Source organism: bacterium, assembly GCA_036504735.1.
Classification (GTDB): Bacteria; Electryoneota; RPQS01; order RPQS01; family RPQS01; genus DASXUQ01.
Map to the genome: position 1 here is coordinate 214,030 of DASXUQ010000017.1, position 18,465 is coordinate 232,494.

The window sequence follows — 18,465 nt, forward strand, 5'->3', positions numbered from 1 at the left end:
AAGAAGAGGCGGCAGAATGCCCTATGTCAGCAGGCTGGCGATTTTCAGGCTCAGGTCGAGGTGGCGTTCACTGCGATGCGGGGGGAGGGCGATGGGGCAGGGACCGCCGACGATCACGCCTACGGCGCGATGCTGGCCGGAAAGATGGATCGCATCGACGAGGGTTTCGAAGCTGTTCAGATCGGGCGGAATGACCAGATCGGCCTGACCGCCGATTTCACTCTTCAGACCTTTTTCATCTACGGCGCGGGGACTGACGGCCAGATCGAACGCGAGGGGACCGTCGACCTTGGCTTTGCCGAATTGGCCGCGCTGGCTCATATGGCCGAGGGTGGCTTCCCAGATGGTGGAATGCACACTGGCGGAAATCAGCTCCACGCAGGAGAGCAGGGCCACTTTGGATTCGGGCTCTCCAAGATCGCTCAGGGCGCGAACCATGGTCTGCACGCCTTTAATGGCTTCGGGAATGGAATCATAGTTGCCGAGCGGCGTGAAGCCTGCCCAGAGCATTTTGTGATAGGTGGGGACTTCAAAGCCCTGCAGAACGCTGAGCGGTTTGAATTCGCGGGGCACGGCGCGGTCGAGCATCCGCGTGAGCTTGAGACCTTCATCTCCCGAGCAGAAGATCATGTCGGTCTCGCCTTTGACGGCGCTGTCGACGGCGTGATAAATGCAATCGGGCAGATCGCCGCTGCAATGGTTCACCGTCCAGCCGCGCTGCTGCCATTCGGCAAGGACTGAGCGCTCAAAATCCGAAGCGCCCACGGCGGTAATGCGGCCCGGCTTGCGGCCTGCGGCGCGGTCGAGTAGTTCCTGGAGAATCATGAGCGGGCCTCCTCTCCGGCCATCACGGCGGCGAGCGCAAGCGAGGCCATTTTGTTCATCGGTGGATCACTGCGCGAGACGAGAGAAAGCGGCACACGCGCGCCGGTGATTACGCCCATGAAGATTGCGCCGCGCAAATGGATGAGGGCCTTGACGGCGATGTTGGCTTCTTCGATACCGTGCGAGACCATGATGTCCGGATCGCCGATGACATCACTTTGCCAGGCGGTCCCTTTTGGCGGGCCGACCATTACGGTGCGCATGGTGAGCGGACCTTCGATGTACTTGCAGATGCCGCGCACAAAGCAGGTGCGGGCAATGGCGGAGGTTTCGATGGTGGAAGGGAAATCGGGATCGGCTTCATCGAGCACGCCCAGCAAGGCAACCTTGGGATCGGCGATGCCCAGATAGCGGCAGACGCGAACGGCGTTCTCGACGATGGCGACTTTCTGGTGGAAATCGGGGGCGGAGAGCACGCCGCCATCGGTGATGGTCAGCAGTTTGGTATGTCCCGGGACTTCGAGGGTGGCGCAATGGGAAAGCAGTTTGCCTTTGCGCAGATTGGCATTGGGCGCGAGCACGGCCTTCATCAGATCGGACGTGGGGACTTTGCCTTTCATCAGAATCTGACACTGGCCGGTGCTGCAGAGGTCGACGGCCTTGGCCACCACCGCTTTGACGCCATCGGCATGGGTGACGGTGAAGTCCTTCGGATCCAGATTGAGTTTCTCGATGCCCGCGCGCACCTTGGCCTCGCTGCCGACGAGATGCACGTGGACATAGCCCTCTTTCTGCGCATCGGCTACGGCGCGCAGCACGTCGCCGTCTTCGCCACCGGCCACGGCGACGATGGGCATCTTCTTTTTGGCCAGATCGCGGGCATGATCCATTACGTGACGGGCGGTGGTCAGCATGCATACTCCTTGGCGTTTTCCACGCCGTTCAGCACACGGTACGCTCCGGCGGCCATGGCTTCAAGTTCGCGTTCGCCGGGATAGAGCATCACACGGCCCAGCCAGCCCGCGTAGGTTTTCAGTTCGGCGATCAGCCGCTCGGAGTTGGCAAGACCGCCAGTGAGAATCAGCGCATCGAGCTTGCCTTGCAGCACCATCGCATAGGCGCCGATCTCCTTGGCAATCTGGTAGACCATGGCGCGGAAAATCAGCGCGGCTTTGGCGTCGCCCTTGTCGATCATCTCTTCGACTTCGATCAGGCTGTTGGTGCCGAGGTAGCCTTTGAGGCCGCTGCCTTTGGAGAGATAGCCTTTCAGTTCCTTCAGCGAGTATTTGCCGGAGGCGGACAGGTCGAGCAGGCCTTCGAGGGGCAGCGCGCCGGCGCGTTCGGGGGAGAAGGGACCCATGCCGAGCAGGCCGTCATTGACGTCGACGATCTTGCCGCCATTTACCGCGGCGATGGAAATCCCGCCGCCGAGATGGGCGATGACAAAGCGGGTTTCGGCGAGGTTCTTCTTCAATTCGGCAGAGGCGAGATAGGCGCAGGAGCGAATATTCAGCGCGTGGGAGCGGCACTTGCGGGAAATTTCGGGAATGCCGCTGATGCGAGCGAGGTCAGTGAAATTATCTACGGAAACGGGATCGACGATATAGGCCGGGACATTCCATTCGGCGGCGAGGGTGCGGGCAATGGGCGCGCCGAGGTTGGATACATGGGCGGACCATTTTTCGCTGAGCAGTTCCTCGACCATCGTATCGTTGATGTGATAGGTGCCTCCATCGAGCGGCCGCATGGGTCCGCCGCGGCCCACGACGGCGCGGGGGGCGAGGGGATGGTTTTGCTGGGCAAGCTGCTCGCGGATCTGGGCAATGCGTACGGGCACCAGGTCACGCATGGAACGGGGGGCTTCCTGACCGTGGCGCAGTGTGCTCTCGCAGAGGCAAGAGCCATCGGGGCGCACAAAGGCCATTTTGGTGCTGGTGGAGCCGGGATTGATGACAAAGACGCAATCTTCTGAGGACGGCATAGGCAGGTGGGTCTCCTTAGCGGGATAAGTTAGAGACAAAATGTACAAACTTTTTGGGAAATCTGCTCGGAGGCATGAGTAGCAGCATGGGTCAGAGAGGCTGGTGGATTGTGAGCAGGATAGGGTGGTCCGGTTTCACGGCGAACTGCCTGCAATGGCCATAAACTATGAATATATACCGAATAAGTAAACTTGACGGTGAGGTAGAGATATGCATCAGCAATCTTCGGGTCGAATTAGGGAAATTACATAATTCAGCATCAGAAGCTTGCGTTTCCGGGTAGCGGCGAGCATATTTATTATAGGGAAATTCATCCTGGCATATTGTGCGTGCTCTGTGAGGACAAAACACCTTATCCTGTAGAGGAGGCTGGTCATGCGTGTCAAAATTCTGCTTCTGGCGACGCTTTTTCTGGCGTTGACATCTGTCGGCTTTGGACAGAACTTTGTGGCGTGTTTGTACTACGACGGTTACCAGCTTACGAACACCTGTGATGGCGGCGGCGCGCTGGCGGACGGCACGCCGATGGTGATTTATTATGACGCCAACAGCAACGGCCCGGACGCGGCCGATCAGCCGGCAACGGTCTGCACCGAGCCACCGGATTGCGCCAGCGGTCCTGCGGGCACGGTCAACTTCAACACGTTTACCATCAACAGCGCGGCTGTAGGGCTTGAGCCCGGTCAGTTCCTGAGCGAGCCATGCTTCACCAGCTCGGGAATCACTCCGAATCCGTCGCGCTATTATGTTAAGATCGTGGCGGCCAATGGCCTGATTTGGGTCAGTGCGGTCTTTACGCTGGCGGTTGGCCCGCAGGATGTGAATTGCGGCCCGTGGGTCTGTGTGCAACCTCCTACGCCGCCGTGTGATCCGCCGAGTTTTGAGACCGTTCTGGCTCCGCCGAATGAAATGAGTCTCCCGCACGCGTGTCTGTGCCTGAACCCGGCGGCGCCGGGCGGCATCCACACGGTCTATGTGGGGCCGTTCACGCTCGCCTGCATGGATGCAGCCCCGGGAGGGCTACAGATCACCTATCAGTTAGTGGGCGGCCCGAGCGAATATTGTCCGTCGCCCACGTGTCCGCCCGCGGCCGGATGGGTGGTTCCAGGAGGACTGTGGACGTGGACCATGATTAATGGGCACCGGTATGTGACGAAGCAGATTATTATGCCGCAGGGCAGCACGTGGGGCTGCGCGAGCCTTTCGCTGAGCCCTTCACCGGGACCGTGGGATTGCGGCTTGCCGGTCAGCTTCGGCACCTTCAGCGCACTGTCTTTGGACAACGCGGTGAAGCTGAACTGGACTACGCGCTCGGAGAATGGTGTTGCCGGTTTTGACGTGCTGCGGGATGGTGCGCCGATTCACGTGGAGACAGCCACGAACACGGCCACGGAGCATAGTTACAGCTTTACGGATAACAGCGCCCTCAACGGCACAACGTACACCTACAGCCTGGTATCAGTGGGCTTGGACGGCTCGAGAACGGTGGAAGCGACGCAAGCGGTGACGCCGGATCAGAACCACGCGCTGGTGACTGAGTATGACCTGCGCCAGAACTTCCCGAATCCGTTTAACCCAACGACGACGATTTCCTTTGATCTGCCGGAAGCGGGTCATGTGTCGCTGAGAGTGTACGATGTTGCCGGGCGGGAAGTGGCGAGTCTGGTGAATGGGCCGATGGCAGCGGGGCGGCAGCAGGTGAGCTTTGAGGGAAGAAACTTGCCCTCCGGATTGTATTTCTACTGTTTGAAGACAGGCAGCGGATTCAGCGCCACGAAGAAGATGCTGCTGGTGAAGTAAGAGAAAAGCTGAAGATTGAAACATGGGAAAGGGCGGTCCTATAATGGGGTCGCCCGTATTTTATCAGGAGGGCATCGCAATCAGGAGAATGGCGGGGCAAATGCCTGCTCGCTTGACATTCATGTTCAAACTCCTAAATTGCCTTCATCTGCAAACGATTATCCGGGATGAGGGCATGACGAAACCGGGGTTTCCGAGGCACTTTGGGGTGTTTTTGCTGCTGTCGGCCTTTGGGATGGCACAGCTTGGGTGGTGGGTGATCTTTCAGGTACGGGAAGGCACCCGCGTTCACCGCGAGCAGAGCCATCTGTGGGAGCAGCAGATCAGCATGGCACGGCAATGGGCGGCGCAGTTCAATCCGGCGCCGCAGGAGTTCCGCGCGTGGCTGTCCGCCTTTCCGGATCTGGAAGTCACACCTGACGGACAGGATGTTCAGGTAACAGGTGCGGCCAAGGCCCAGCTCGATCAGATTGCCAACAAGCGCGTGCGGATGTTCATTTTTGAAGGCGCGTTCTTCAGCCTGCTGGTCGGGGCGGGAGTGATCTATATCTACTGGACGCTGCACAAGGAGGTGGACTTCGAGCGGCGGGAAGCGATGTTCCTTTCGGCGACTTCCCATGAACTGCGCACACCTTTGACATCTCTCCGGTTGTACCTTGAGACCTTGCGGGACCGAGAACTGCCTCCGGCCCAGAAGACAGAAGTGCTTGAAACGATGGCGGCGGATACGGAACGGCTGAATGATCTGATCGACCGGCTGCTGCAGGCGCAAGCCGTAACCAATCCCGCGCGCAAGCCGCTGTTGCGGATGACGGATCTTGCCGAAGAGACGGCGGCGGCGATTGAGCATGTCAAACCGCTGTTCGATCACGGGGGATTCGAATTGCGGACCTCCTTGCAGCCGGGATTAATGGCCATGACCGAGCCGACCTGGTATCAGACGATTGTGAAGAACCTGCTGGAGAACGCGTACAAATATTCTCCCAACGGCGGGAGTGTGGATCTGGAGCTTTCCCGCGCGGGAACGCGCGCGCGGCTGGTGGTGCGGGACCGGGGAATCGGCCTGGATCACGGCGAGGCCGAGCGGATTTTCGAGAAGTTCTATCGAGTCGAAAACGAGGACACGCGGCGCACACGCGGTACGGGACTGGGACTGTATCTGGTACAGCGCATGGCGGAGGCCTTTGGCGGAAGGGCGCATGTCAGCAGTCCGGGACTGGGGAAGGGCGCGACCTTTACCGTGGAATTGCCGCTCGCAGCGGAGGTTGCCCATGCCTGACCGTATTCTGGTTGTCGAAGATGAAGCCAGCATCGCACGGGGTCTGAAGCTGAACCTCGAAGCGGAAGGCTTTGCGGTGGAGGTCGTCGCCGACGGGTTGGAGGCGATTCAGGAGATTTTGACGCATGAGCCGTCGGCAGTGGTGCTGGATATTATGCTGCCGGGAGCCAGCGGCTTTGATGTCTGCGACCGGGTGCGCGGTGCGGGAAGCCGGGTGCCGATTCTGTTCTTAACCGCGCGCGGAGCCGAAGACGACCGGGTGCGCGGTTTGGAACTGGGAGGCGACGACTATATGACCAAGCCGTTTTCGGTGCGCGAATTGATCTCACGGCTGCGCACGATGCTGCGGCGGGAACAGTGGTACCGTCAGACCCCGCGCGCCGGAGAGATGGTGCAGTTCGGCGGCAACCGCGTGGACTTTACCGCCTACAAGGCCTGGACGCACGACGGAGTGATTACTCTCACGCAAAAGGAGTGCATGCTTTTGAAGCTGCTGGTGGAGCGGGAAGGACAGGTGGTGGAACGCGACACGATTCTGGATCATGTATGGGGCTATGACCGCTATCCGACCTCACGCACAATTGACAATTTGATCACGCGGCTGCGGAAGTACTTTGAGACCGATCCCAAGGAGCCGCAGTACATTCAGACGGTGTACGGTGCAGGGTACAAGTTTTCGAAGGAAGGGGAAGAGAAGACTTGAGACCGGAGACTTGAGATTTTGTTTTGAGGTTCTACGGACGTTGAAGATTGTTCCACTATCTAAGTGCCTCGGACTTGGTCTTTTGGCAGGTTTCATGGCAAATGACCGGGGAGGGGCATAATGGTAAAAGTATATGAATTTGGGAATTGTAACCGCGACGAGCGGTTTTTTTGTGGCCAATAACGTAGAATAGCGGAATGAGCCAGAAATGCGGCGAATGGATGCGATACGGCAACACGATTGAGGAGGCACATGCCTCTGCCTCGGAGGGTCGGGAAGGTTGCCAAGCGGCAACATCCTTAAGTATAAGCATATTACGAAATCCACAAGTGCAGTCCAATTCAGAGAATTATTATGAGGAGGATATTTCATTCTGGCTTTTCAATTCGTATTTTAATGTCGGGTAGTCGTAAATCGCTCTGACCCACTCACATACTATGACGGCAGCGACCAGAGTTTGTGACTTTGTGAATAATAATTCAAGAGTTTGTGAAAAGTTTCCTGACTGACCCGCCCTTTGGCAAACGTTATACCCATCTTACCGGACGTGTGATGGCGGTGTCGGTTCTATTTTTGGTCTTGTTTGTGACGGAATTCTCGTTCTGTGACACCCCGCCTGCCTACTTTGCCTACGAGATTTCGCCGCCGGCCGGCGTACCGGCGCTGGTGAATCCGTCATCAATCTATTACGACCGCCGCCACGGCGAGATGTATGTGGCAGATACGGGGAATGACCGGGTTGTGATCTTTGATAAGCGCGGCAACTATCTTTTTGAGTTTGCCGATAAGCAGCATCTGGCATCCCCGCGCAGTCTGGTGGTGGATTCGAGCGGACACATTCTGGCGCTGTGCGAACGGCGATCTGACCGGCTGGAAGAGTTCGACTATGATGGCCGCTTTCTGCGGGAGATTTCGCTGAAGCCGTCGGCCACGGATACGACCGTCATCATGGCCAACAGCATCACCATCGATGATTCGGACCGGGTGTATGCGTTGTGTGCCGATCCGGGCCACATATATGTAGTGGGCACCGATGGGACTCCGGTGCGGGATTTTCCGCTGTTTCAGGATTTGAGTCCGTCGGATCGCAGCCAGCCGATCGTCGGCAGTATCTCGGTGGTAAATGGCCTGCTGGTGATTCCGATTCCGGTGATATCGGCGCTGACGATGTACAAGACGACCGGGGAATTTGTCAAGCTCTTTGGACATGCGGGTGGCGGACCGGGGTTGTTGAGTTTTCCGGTGGCGACGTCGACTGACGGGCACGGCAACATCCTGGTGATGGACAAGCACCGCCACACGCTGCTGCGCTACGATGCTGACGGGACGTTCATCGACGAGCTGGGCGGGATGGGGATGAACAGGGGGTGGTTCTATCATCCGATTTCCATCTGCACAGACGATTCCGGTCACTGCATCGTCCTGCAATCCTTTTTGAGCCGGGTGCAGGCAGTCAACCTTCCCAGCGTGAAGAAGCCGGCAGGGGAAGTCCGGGTGACGACGGCGCAGGGCGCTTCAGCGGCACCGGCGGCAGAAGACAAGCAAACGAAATAATCTCTTTCAAAACAATTCTTTTGGTTACCGTTCGGCGAGAAGGCGAGCGGGTAATGAATGAACATCCAATGTCAACGGAGGAAAGCATGAGACGAACTGTACTTGCGATCGTGATGTCGGTCGGCCTTCTCGCCTTGGTGGCGACACCGGCGCTGGCGTTCCATGATCAGGGTGTGGCCCACTGTAACGGCTGCCATACCATGCACAACAGCGAAAACGGTCAGATGATTGACCCGACCGCTCCGAACGGCAATCCGTATTTGCTGAAGAACGGAACTCCCAGCGACGTGTGTCTGTCCTGCCATGCCACCAGCCGTGGCGCGGTGTGGGGCAGCGATCCGCTGAACCCGCCTCCCCAAAAGGGCAGCGGTAACTTCGCCTTCCTGGCGGCGGCGAACTTGAACGACGGCCATAGCGGCCATCTGTCCCCGATCCCCGGCTCCTACGGTGGTCACAACGTCATTGCTCCCAGCAAGAACGCGGCTGCGGACCCGGTTCTGACCACCGCCCCCGGTGGCACGTACCCCGCCGCGGCCATGAGCTGCACGAGCTGCCACAACCCGCACGGCAACGCCCACTTCCGTCTCCTCTACGGCGCTGGTCATGTGGAAGCTGGTAACTTCAACTTCACGAACGCGGCCCCGACGGCGACCGGTCTCGGTATCAGCACCGCCACCGACGTTGAAGCGGCCAACAAGCATACGGCGTACCAGGGCGGCATGAGCGCCTGGTGTGCGAACTGCCACGGCAACTTCCATGATGGCAATGGCGCCCTCTTGAAGCACCCGTCGGGCGTGGCCATGGGCGCGTCGATTGCCCAGACCTACAACCTGTACAATGGTACGGAAGATCAGAACGGCGGCGTCGCCGCGACGGCGTACACCCCGACGGTTGCCTTTGAAGATCCGGCCATGACGACGACCAGCACCGCTGGCCCGTCCGCCACCAGCCAGGTGAGCTGCATCAGCTGCCACCGTGCGCACGCGTCCTCCGGTCCGAACATCGGCCGTTGGGACTTCAACATCACGACGTGGGCTGAGGAAGGTGTGGAGTCCGGCGCGTACGCGATTCCGAATCCGTATCCGACGAGTGGTGCCGAGCAGCGCTCGCTGTGCAACAAGTGCCACAACCGTGACGCCGGCAACTAATCGCCGAGTCGAGGAAACAGTATCGTAGTTCGTTTCTAATGTGTACGTTTCGCGGCCCCAGCCCTTCTGAAGTGATTGCAGGCCGGGGTCGCGAAACGGGACTGTTCTTGCAATGACCCTTTATCCACTCGCCGCCGTGGCCGCATCCGTTAATAGCGCTGGACCGAAGTCGCGCCGTCAAGGCAGCGAACGGCCCTTTTTTTTGCCCTCGGATGCGACTGTTTGCTGTTATTTGGGCTCATTTCTGTGGGACTGCACGTGACCGGGGTTGTTTTGTGTCTATAGCGGGTTTCTACAAAGACAGCGGACCCTCCGCGCCGTTCACCATGCGGCTGGCACTCATCCTTCTGTGGATGTGCCACGCCGCGTCGTCGTTTGCGCTGGAGTGGGGTGCCAGTGCGAGCGAGACCTATATGGATACGCGCGGCGACAGCACGCGCACGGGGATTCTCGATCAGCAGTACCAGTTTCACGCCAATGGCGAGTTGCTGCCGACGGTTTCCTACTTCACGCTGCTGAACTACCGCCATCTGCAAACCCGCGCCAAGGACAGTTCGGCGGTGTGGCAATCGGAACTGATGCCCTCGGTGAGCGCGGTCTGGTCGGCGCCGTTTTTCCGGCTGCGGTCCGATTACAGCTACCGCGATAACCGCGACCAGCTCAACGTCAACCAATTGAAAGGCCAGTCGGCCAACGTCGTGCTGCAGAGCGATTGGGAATCGCTGCCGCGCCTGACGGGCCGCTACCAGTGGATTCAGAATGTGAATGATCTGGAACTGCTGGGAGTCGACACGCGCCAGCGGACCATCGGCGGATCGGCGGACTATTCCTTCTCGACGACGTCGCTGCGCTATGAATTCAACGACATCCGGACGGAGAACCGGCGGACGGGCTTTGAGCAGATTTCACGCAATCACATCGGACGGCTGGAGAATTCACTGTCCGTATGGAAACACATCGTCTCGGTGCAAACGAGCTACATGATTCAGGCGAAGGCCGACAGGGAGCAGCGGGCCAGCGAGGACGGAATCCTGGTGCGTCTGACGCCGCTTTCCGGCCTTTGGTCGAACAGTCCGACGCCCGAACTGGGCGCGCTGGACGGCTCTCCCGGATTGATCGACGGCAATCTGGACTCGGCGGCCACGCATGCGATGGATCTTTCGGGAAATGATGTTCAGAATCTGGGCCTGGACTTCGGCTCAGCGATTACGGTAGATCATATTTTTGTGTATACGGACAGCCTGGCGAACAGCGGACTGCGCTGGGCGCTCTATACCAGTTCCGACAATTACACGTGGTCTTTAGTGCGGGGGAATCAGACCTATCCCTTTAACGTGGTCTTTCGCCGCTATGAAATCGATTTTCCGGTGCAGACGGCGCGTTATGTGAAAGTGGTCAGCGAGCCGCAGCCGTTGCAGATCCCGGTGTATGTGACCGAAATTCGCGGGCTGTTGACGCGCTCGCAGAGCACCGGGTTCGCGTGGGCGACGGATCACCATGCCGCTGTGCGGGTGGGGGTTCAGCCTGCCACCTGGGTTTCCGGCGCGGTGGAAGGCACCCTGATCAAGAATGGCGCGAGCGCAACGACCATTGGCCGGCAGCAGGATGGCCTCAATGGCTCGCTGCACCTTTCTGCACACAAGATGGCCGGCATTTCCGGGCAATACCAGTGGAGCCGCACCGAGTATCCGGACGCGACCGGAGGCAGGACCGATACGGAATTGCTGGGGATGAGCGTGATTTCGCGTTGGCTGAACGGCCTGCAGTCGACCGTGGCAGGCAGCCGGCAGCGGGAAGTGACGGGAAATGCCCTTAATCGCCGGCAGGATGCGGCCACGGTGAGGCTGGATGCGGCCTTTTTCCCGGGCCTCGGAGGCGCAACCGAAGGCGGATTGACTGAAGATCACCGTTTTCTTGCGGCAGATGTGTATAAAACTCGCTATATTGGTCAAGCCATCCAAGCCCAGCCGACCTCCCGCTTCCAGTTTACCGTGGACTACCGGTATTACTGGCTGAGTTCCCAGCGGGCCTGGACCATTCCAACCCGGGAGAATATTGCCCTGTCGGCGACCTACCGGCTGACCGAGACCCTGCAACTGTCCGGCAGTGCCTCACGGTACCATGATCCGGTCTCCTCCTATGAGACCTGGCAGGGGCTGATTAACTGGAACGCCACGGAAAAACTGGTGTTGAGCGCCAGTGTGGACGGCAACCAGCCGGACCGGAATAACCGGACGGTCGTCATTACGACTCAAGGCATCTTCCGCTTTTCAAGCCACGGCGATGTATCCGCAAGCTACTCCCATCTCGATTCCCAGCAATCGGCACGGGAAAATTTCTCCAATCTGCGGCTCGGATTCACCTTCAGAATTTAGGGCCGCCCTGTATGAATCCCAACCCTTCACTCATGAAAACCATCCTCCGAATTGCCTGCATGCTTTCTCTGGCTGCCCTGCTGCTGGCTGGGTGTGCGGCGGCACGGCACACGACTTACATTGACCCGCAGTTCGATTTCGGTTCCATCGAAAGGGTGGCCGTGATTCCGTTCGAGAATCTTTCGAGCGATCAGGGGTCGGGCAAGTACGTCACGCGGCTGTTTTTCACGGAATTGCTGGCGCAGAAGGTGTTTGATCTGGTGGAGCCGGGAGAAGTGTCGGCCTATCTGGCCAGCCATTCCGGAATGTCGGACAAGAATGCCGAAATGAGCGTCGAACAGATCAAGGATATGGCCAAAACGCTGAACGTGCAGGGAATCATCTTCGGATCGGTCGGGGAATCCTCCGAAGTCCGCAACGGCAATTTGAGCACCCACGTGGTGAGCATTGACGCGCGCATGGTGAACACGGAGACCGGCAGTACGGTGTGGACCTCGAGTGTCAATACCACCGGCCCCGGCGCGCTGTCCCGGCTGTTTGGAGTGGGGGAGAAGACGCGCGGCAATGCCGCCCGCAGCGCTGTGCAGAAACTGATTGGCACGTTGATCCGGTGAAACCGTTTGCGATGATTCGGCTCCTTGCGGCTCTGAGCCTGCTGTGGCTGGCCGCCTGTGCAGCGGCCCAGACGGATTCCTCCGCGCAGAAACCGCCGCAGTCGGTTGCCATTCTGCCTCCGGCGAATCTGGCGGAAGCCGCCGATGCCGCGCCGCGAATGGTGGCGCGGATGAGACAGGTCCTGCAGCAGAAGAAAGTCGAACTGGCGGATTCGGCGGTGGTCGCCGAGGTATTGCGCAAACATCGCGTGCGCAATGCTGCGGAACTGGAACTGGCCGAAGCGCAGCTTGTGGCGGCGGAGAGCCCGGTACGGTATCTGCTTTTGAGTTCGCTGGACCGCTATTCGGAAACCGATTCGTCGGCGGAAGTCGCCTTGTCGGCACGGTTGCTGGATGTTCCCACCGCGACGGTGGTGTGGGCCAATACGGTGGCCCTGCACCGGGATCCGCGCACGAATTTTCTGGGGATCGGCTCCCACCGGGCCGAAGGGCTGGCGGATGCCGCCGTAAAGGATCTGCTGAAGCCGTTCCGGCTCACGCAGAATTCCAAGCGCAAACAGGTGCAGGCGCTGAAGCCGCGCAGCAAGGGACAACCCGAAACACCGTGCCGCCGCGTGGCGCTGGTGACCTTCGGCAATGAGACCGAGACGCACTTTGCGGGCAACATTCTGGTGAACGAACTGCTGGCGGCGATGCTGAAGCGGGGATTCACGATGGTGGATCCGGGCCGGGTGCGGGAAGTGATGTTGAATTCGCAGGAGCTGATGCAGGGCGAGATTTCCAGCAGCCTGCTGAAGAAATGCCGCGAGGATCTGGGAGCGGATTTTGTGCTGACCGGCACGGTCAGCCACTTCGAAGCGATCCGCGGGCAGACCTTTGATGAGCCGATAGTGGCCTTTGAAGCCCGACTTATTGATACTCAACGAAGCGAACCGGTGTGGGCGAAGAGCTATTCGCGCGACGGCAAGGACTCGGCCTGGATGTTCAATCTGGGCTATGTGCACGGACTGACCGTGCTGTCCGAACGGATGAGCCGCCGGCTGGCGAGTGATCTTCCCGTGCGCCGTGCGCGTGTGAACTTATCTGTGCAGGAGCAGACTCGATGATTAGAACCTTGACCATATATCTGCTTCTGGCCGTTGCCGGACTGATATGGATGAACGCGCCGCTGCGCGCCGAAGAGAAGAAGGCTGCGGATTCGGTCCACGTGGCGCCGGACACCGTCAAGGTGGTCGCCACCGTCAATGGCGAAGCGATCACCAAGACCATGATTGAGCGCCAACTGATACGGATTCATACCATGATGGCCGCCGAATCTTCCCGCACCAATTTCAGCCTCGACAAGCTGGTGCAGCGGATGATCAACGATCTGCTGCTGGAGCAGGAAGCGCGCAACGTCGGTCTCGAACAGGATTCGGGAATCGTGGAACGGGTGGTGAAGTACCGGGCCAACGCCGCCTACAAGCTGATGATGAAGGTGGTCTTCCCGGATACCTTCAGGGCCAGCGAGGACGAGATCCGCGCCGAATATGCCAAGGATTTTCAGCGGTTCGGGATTCGTACGCTGTGCGTCACCGACTCGGCCCTTGCGGTGGCTCTGGCCGACAGCATCCGCCACGGCGCCCCGATGGCGGACCTGGCGAAGCGGCATTCGATTGACCAATTCAAAGAAAAGGGCGGCGACGCGGGCAGTTATGCCCTGCTGGATATTCCGCCGGTGGTGCAGCCGCGGATCATCGACGCCAAGCCGGGCGATGTGCTGGGCCCGTATTTCCTGTGGCGCACATGGGCGCTGATTCAACTGGAGAGCAGGCTCGATCACGACAGCGCGACCGTTCTGGACAGTGTGCGCACTACGGTGGAGCGGATGGTGGTCGAGGCCAAGCGCAAGGCGGCGCAGCATGACCATGCCCTGAAGATGCGGGCAACCGTCCCGGTAATGGTGGACACGGTGCAGATCGACTCGATGCTGTACCGGTATTCCCTGAATCTTCCCGCCTCGGGCCGCGCCCTGATTACGGTGGGCGGAACGAACACGATCAGCGAAACGGATTTGCGCGGCAAGTATGTGCATCGCGCCGTCAGCAATGCCGACCGCGATCAGAAGAAGGTGCTGTGGGAACTGTGCGACGAGCAGGTGGAGATGCTGCTGCTGCAGGCCGAGGCCGCACAATCGAAGTTCAGCGAGATGGAAGAGGTGCGCGAGCCGGTGAAAGCTTACGAAGACTCGATGCTGGTGCTGGCCTATCTGCAGGATGTGGTGGCCGCCAAGGTGACGGTATCCAAGGAAGAGATCGAAGCGGCATACCAGCAGAACAAGAGCTTCTACCACGAGCCGAACAAGTACAAGGTGCTGACGCTGACGCGGATGTCGGAGCAGGAAGCGGAAGATGATTACCAGAAGCTGATGTCCGGCACGGATTTCTCATGGCTGGCCAAGCGGCATTCGACGGACGACGCGCGGGAACAGGGCGGGGAGCGGGACTGGATCACGCGGGATCGCATCCCTGCGACGCTCGCCTCCGGAATGGACACGATGCGGATCGGCACGATCAACAGGCCGGTTCAGACGGACGGCGGGCTGGTGATCGTGAAGCTGGTGGACCGTCAGACGGGCGCGCCGCTTTCCCTCGACCGGGTGAAGGGCAGCCTCGAAGCCGGTTTGCAGCGCAAGAAGCAAATGGAAGCGATTGACTCGACGATTAAGCAATTGCGCCAGAGCGCGGAAATCACGATTCGCGAAGACGTGATCAACGAGCTGCGCGTGACAGGTAAAAAAGGCTGAGGCCAAACCAAAAATCACAAACTAAAAATGAAAAATTAAAAAGTCGGACACTGCTGCCTTGTGCTTTTTAGTTTTTAATTTTTAGTTTTTAATTTCGTCTTCGGGGTTCCATGCGATACCGGTTCACATTTGGATTTGTCATAGCGTGCAGCGCGCTGCTGCTGCTGGCGGGGCTTCCCGGTGGGACGCTCTCGGCGCAGATCAAAAAGGGCGCGCGGTTCAGCAAACAGGGAAACTGCCTTGATTGCCACAAGGCGAGCGACTTCAAGGGAAAATACGCTCACGAGCCGTCGGACAATGAGCAGTGCACATCCTGCCATAAGCCGCACGGCAAGGTCGGCGCGCTGCGTCTCAAAGAGACCAAGGCCCGGCTGTGCGCCACCTGCCACCAGTCGGACGCGCTGGGTCTGACCAAGAAGTTCGTGCATGAACCGGCCAAGAGCGGCGACTGCCTCGAATGCCACGACGCGCACAAGGGCAAGGCTCCCAATCTGCTCAAGGCGGAAATGCCGGACCTGTGCTTCCGCTGTCATGACAAGACCGAGTTCACGCAGAAGCACGTTCACAAGCCGATGGCCAAGGGCTGTGAGTCCTGCCATGAGATCCACGGCAGCGATTACGCCAACCTGCTGAAGAAGGACGCGAAGGATCTGTGTCTCGATTGCCACAAGGCCAATGCGTCGTTCACCGCCAAGCATGGCGGCTATCCTGTGGAAAAGGCGGACTGCGGCACGTGCCACGTTCCCCATTCGGCGGAAGCCGATTTCCTGATGCCGAAGACGGTGCACGCGCCCGCCGCCGGCAAGGATTGCGGCACCTGCCACGCCGCGCCGACGGGCGACAAGCCCTTTGCCTTGCAGGCGGACGTGCCGGGTCTGTGCGAGAACTGCCATGATAAAGCCTCGCTGGGCGGCAAGGATCTGCACACACCGGTCAAAGAGGGAAGCTGCAGCACGTGCCATTCGCCGCACGCCTCCCGCCAGGTAGCTCTGCTGAAGGACAAGAGCGCGACTCTGTGCCTGACCTGCCACGACGACATCGCACAGAAGCTGAAGAACGTCAGTTCGCACAAGCCTGCGGCGCAAAACTGCCTCGAGTGCCACAAGGCGCACGGTGAGCAGCAGGCGAAACTGCTGGCGAAGAAGTCTCCCGATCTGTGCGTCACCTGTCATGCGGACGTGGACAGCGCCATGAAGGCCCAGAACCAGCATGCCGCCGTGCAGACGGAGCCCTGCTGGAGTTGCCATGATCCGCACGGCTCGCCGCAGGTCAAGCTCTTAACGGCCTCCACGCGCGATCTGTGCCTGAAGTGCCACACCAGCGTCAATAGCGACCTGACGAAGAAATCCTTGCATACGCCGGTACAGAAGGGCGAATGCGCCGACTGCCATGCCCCGCATGGCGGCGTGAATGCGAAGCTGCTCAAGAAACCTGCCGACGCCCTGTGCGCCGATTGTCACGCGCCGATGATGAAAGCCGGGACGGGCGATGCCCAGCATCCGCCGTTTGCCGAGAAGCAGTGCACGACCTGCCACGTGGCGCATGCCTCCGATAATGATCATCTCCAGACCGAACCCACCGCCAAGCTCTGCAACCAGTGTCACGGCGAGATTCAGGACAAGCTTGCCACGTCGGCGTCGGGGCATGCTCCGGTGAAGGACGGCAAGTGCACCGCCTGCCACAGCCCGCATCAGTCACCGAATAAGGGTCTGCTGCTGGCCACGCAGGGCACGCTGTGCGTGACCTGCCACAAAGATGTGGACACCGCGATTCACTCATCTTCGCCGCATCCGCCGGCCGCGACGGGCGAATGCAATACCTGTCATACGCCGCACTCCAGCACGCAGAAGAACCTGCTGACGCAGGCAGAATCGGCTCTGTGCCTGACGTGCCACAACGGAACGGACGATAAGTTTTCCAAAGCGCATTTGGGGCAGGCGGCGGCCAACCTCAAGTGCGGTGAGTGCCATGACCCCCACGGGTCGTCGAGCAAAGGAATGTTTATGAGCACGGAACACGTGCCCTTTAAGGAAGGTCAGTGCGATGTCTGCCATGAACCGGCAGCCGTCGGAGGAGGCTCGAAATGAAAAGCCAAAAAGCCCAAAAGCCAACAGGCCAAAATCGTTTCGGAGCCATTTCTTTCATCCTTCATCCTTCATCCCTCATCCTGGGGGCGTTGCTTGCTGCCGCCGTAGCGTGGGGACAGAGCCCGATGCCGCCGGTGAATCAGAAGAAGGCGTGTTTGCAGTGCCACAGCGATATGGAAGCGACCATGGCCCTGCCGCACGTGCATAATCCGCTGGTGCAGGGCAAGTGCAGCGCGTGCCATAATCCGCATGCGTCCAAGCACATGAAACTGCTGGATGAAAATCAGGTGACGCTCTGCGCGAAGTGCCACAACGACGTTTCGGCGTGGGTAACCAAGGCCGACAAACATCCGCCGGTGGTGGAAGGCAAGTGCGTCTCCTGCCACGATCCTCACGGCTCGAAAAATGACAAGCTGCTGAAGAAGAGCGTCGAAGAGACCTGCGCCACCTGCCACCCTGCGGTGAACGAATGGCGCAAGCGGGCGCATGTGCATAGTCCGGTGCGCAACGGCCAGTGCGTGCGCTGCCATGCGGTACACGGGTCGGACGTGGATGGATTGTTGGTCGCCGATCAGAAGACCATCTGTCTCGGCTGCCACTCGGAAACTCCGGCTTTCGACGCCGCACACAAGGGATTCGATCCCAAGACCGCCAAGTGTTCGGCCTGTCACGATCCGCACTCCAGCGGCACGGAAACGCTGCTGATGGAGAATGTCCATCCGCCGTTCAAGGATGGCAGTTGCGACGTCTGTCATAAGCCGTCGAAGAACGGTCAGGGCTATCCGCTGAAGGGCGCCACGCTGACGGTGTGCGCGACCTGTCACGAAAAGAACGCGGAGACGGTGCAGAAGTATTCGGCGCATGGCTCCAACCAGAATGCCTCCTGCGAACTGTGCCACAATGCGCATGCCTCCCACGAGAGCAACCTGTTGGCCGCCTCGCAGAAGACGCTCTGCGTCAAGTGCCACGATCCGGCCAAGGGTGCCACCAACGCGGTGAAGAATCCGCACGCGGACATCGCCTGTACGTCCTGCCACGCAGCGCACGGCAGCGACAAGCCCTTCTACTTCAAGGATGAGCCGGCGCAGGTTTGCGGGCAGTGCCACTCCCACGAGCACCACGTCACGCACCCGATGGGCGCCAACGTGAAGGACCCCCGCAGCGGCGGTTCTTTAAGCTGCACCAGTTGCCACAAGCTGCATGGCGGAGAGTTCAGCAAGCTCCTCGTAGCCAACGGCGACCGCGATCTTTGCGTTCGATGTCACACGAATAAGTAAGGGCTAAGGGCTAAGGGATAAGGGATAAGTGAAGAG

Annotated in this window: 14 protein-coding genes; 11 read left to right on the plus strand and 3 right to left on the minus strand. The window is 59.5% G+C overall.

From position 1 onward, the window contains the following. Positions 1-21: 21 nt before the first annotated feature. The 3 genes from VGL38_13545 to buk are packed head-to-tail and all read right to left on the minus strand — an operon-like array spanning position 22 to position 2,806. Positions 22-825, minus strand: coding sequence for a phosphate acyltransferase (locus VGL38_13545; protein ID HEY3296447.1), 804 nt, complete (start codon positions 823-825; stop codon positions 22-24). Continuing rightward, positions 822-1,739 (minus strand): phosphate acyltransferase, encoded by a 918-nt coding sequence (locus VGL38_13550; protein ID HEY3296448.1) that lies wholly within the window; start codon positions 1,737-1,739, stop codon positions 822-824. Before VGL38_13550 ends, VGL38_13545 begins: the two co-directional genes overlap by 4 nt. Further along, entirely contained in the window at positions 1,733-2,806 is a 1,074-nt protein-coding gene (gene buk, locus VGL38_13555; GenBank protein HEY3296449.1) for a butyrate kinase, read from the minus strand. Before buk ends, VGL38_13550 begins: the two co-directional genes overlap by 7 nt. 376 nt (positions 2,807-3,182) lie before the next feature. Between buk and VGL38_13560 the strand changes: the two genes are divergently transcribed. The 11 genes from VGL38_13560 to VGL38_13610 all read left to right on the plus strand — a co-directional run bounded on the left by VGL38_13560 (position 3,183) and on the right by VGL38_13610 (position 18,429). After that, a complete protein-coding gene (locus VGL38_13560; protein HEY3296450.1) occupies positions 3,183-4,607 on the plus strand; it encodes a T9SS type A sorting domain-containing protein in 1,425 nt (474 codons plus the stop codon). Positions 4,608-4,782: 175 nt separating this feature from the next. Beyond that, a complete protein-coding gene (locus VGL38_13565; GenBank protein HEY3296451.1) occupies positions 4,783-5,886 on the plus strand; it encodes a HAMP domain-containing sensor histidine kinase in 1,104 nt (367 codons plus the stop codon). Continuing rightward, positions 5,879-6,589, plus strand: a complete 711-nt coding sequence (locus tag VGL38_13570) for a response regulator transcription factor (protein HEY3296452.1) — start codon at positions 5,879-5,881, stop codon at positions 6,587-6,589. Before VGL38_13565 ends, VGL38_13570 begins: the two co-directional genes overlap by 8 nt. Positions 6,590-7,078: 489 nt before the next feature. After that, a complete protein-coding gene (locus tag VGL38_13575; protein ID HEY3296453.1) occupies positions 7,079-8,143 on the plus strand; it encodes an NHL repeat-containing protein in 1,065 nt (354 codons plus the stop codon). A gap of 86 nt (positions 8,144-8,229) precedes the next feature. Then, positions 8,230-9,291: a cytochrome c3 family protein gene (locus VGL38_13580; protein ID HEY3296454.1), complete on the plus strand. Its 1,062-nt coding sequence runs from the start codon at positions 8,230-8,232 to the stop codon at positions 9,289-9,291. Positions 9,292-9,566: 275 nt separating this feature from the next. Then, on the plus strand, positions 9,567-11,666 hold the full coding sequence (locus VGL38_13585; protein ID HEY3296455.1) for a discoidin domain-containing protein: 2,100 nt from the start codon (positions 9,567-9,569) through the stop codon (positions 11,664-11,666). Between the two features lie 59 nt (positions 11,667-11,725). Further along, on the plus strand, positions 11,726-12,280 hold the full coding sequence (locus VGL38_13590) for a hypothetical protein (protein HEY3296456.1): 555 nt from the start codon (positions 11,726-11,728) through the stop codon (positions 12,278-12,280). Positions 12,281-12,291: 11 nt separating this feature from the next. Continuing rightward, positions 12,292-13,386, plus strand: coding sequence for a GNA1162 family protein (locus tag VGL38_13595; protein HEY3296457.1), 1,095 nt, complete (start codon positions 12,292-12,294; stop codon positions 13,384-13,386). After that, on the plus strand, positions 13,383-15,065 hold the full coding sequence (locus tag VGL38_13600) for a peptidyl-prolyl cis-trans isomerase (protein HEY3296458.1): 1,683 nt from the start codon (positions 13,383-13,385) through the stop codon (positions 15,063-15,065). The genes VGL38_13595 and VGL38_13600 overlap by 4 nt, the downstream gene beginning before the upstream one ends. Positions 15,066-15,175: 110 nt before the next feature. Then, the gene (locus VGL38_13605) at positions 15,176-17,152 is read left to right on the plus strand and encodes a cytochrome c3 family protein (GenBank protein ID HEY3296459.1); all 1,977 of its coding nucleotides are present in this window, start codon (positions 15,176-15,178) and stop codon (positions 17,150-17,152) included. After that, positions 17,149-18,429: a cytochrome c3 family protein gene (locus VGL38_13610; protein ID HEY3296460.1), complete on the plus strand. Its 1,281-nt coding sequence runs from the start codon at positions 17,149-17,151 to the stop codon at positions 18,427-18,429. The genes VGL38_13605 and VGL38_13610 overlap by 4 nt, the downstream gene beginning before the upstream one ends. Positions 18,430-18,465: the final 36 nt, after the last annotated feature.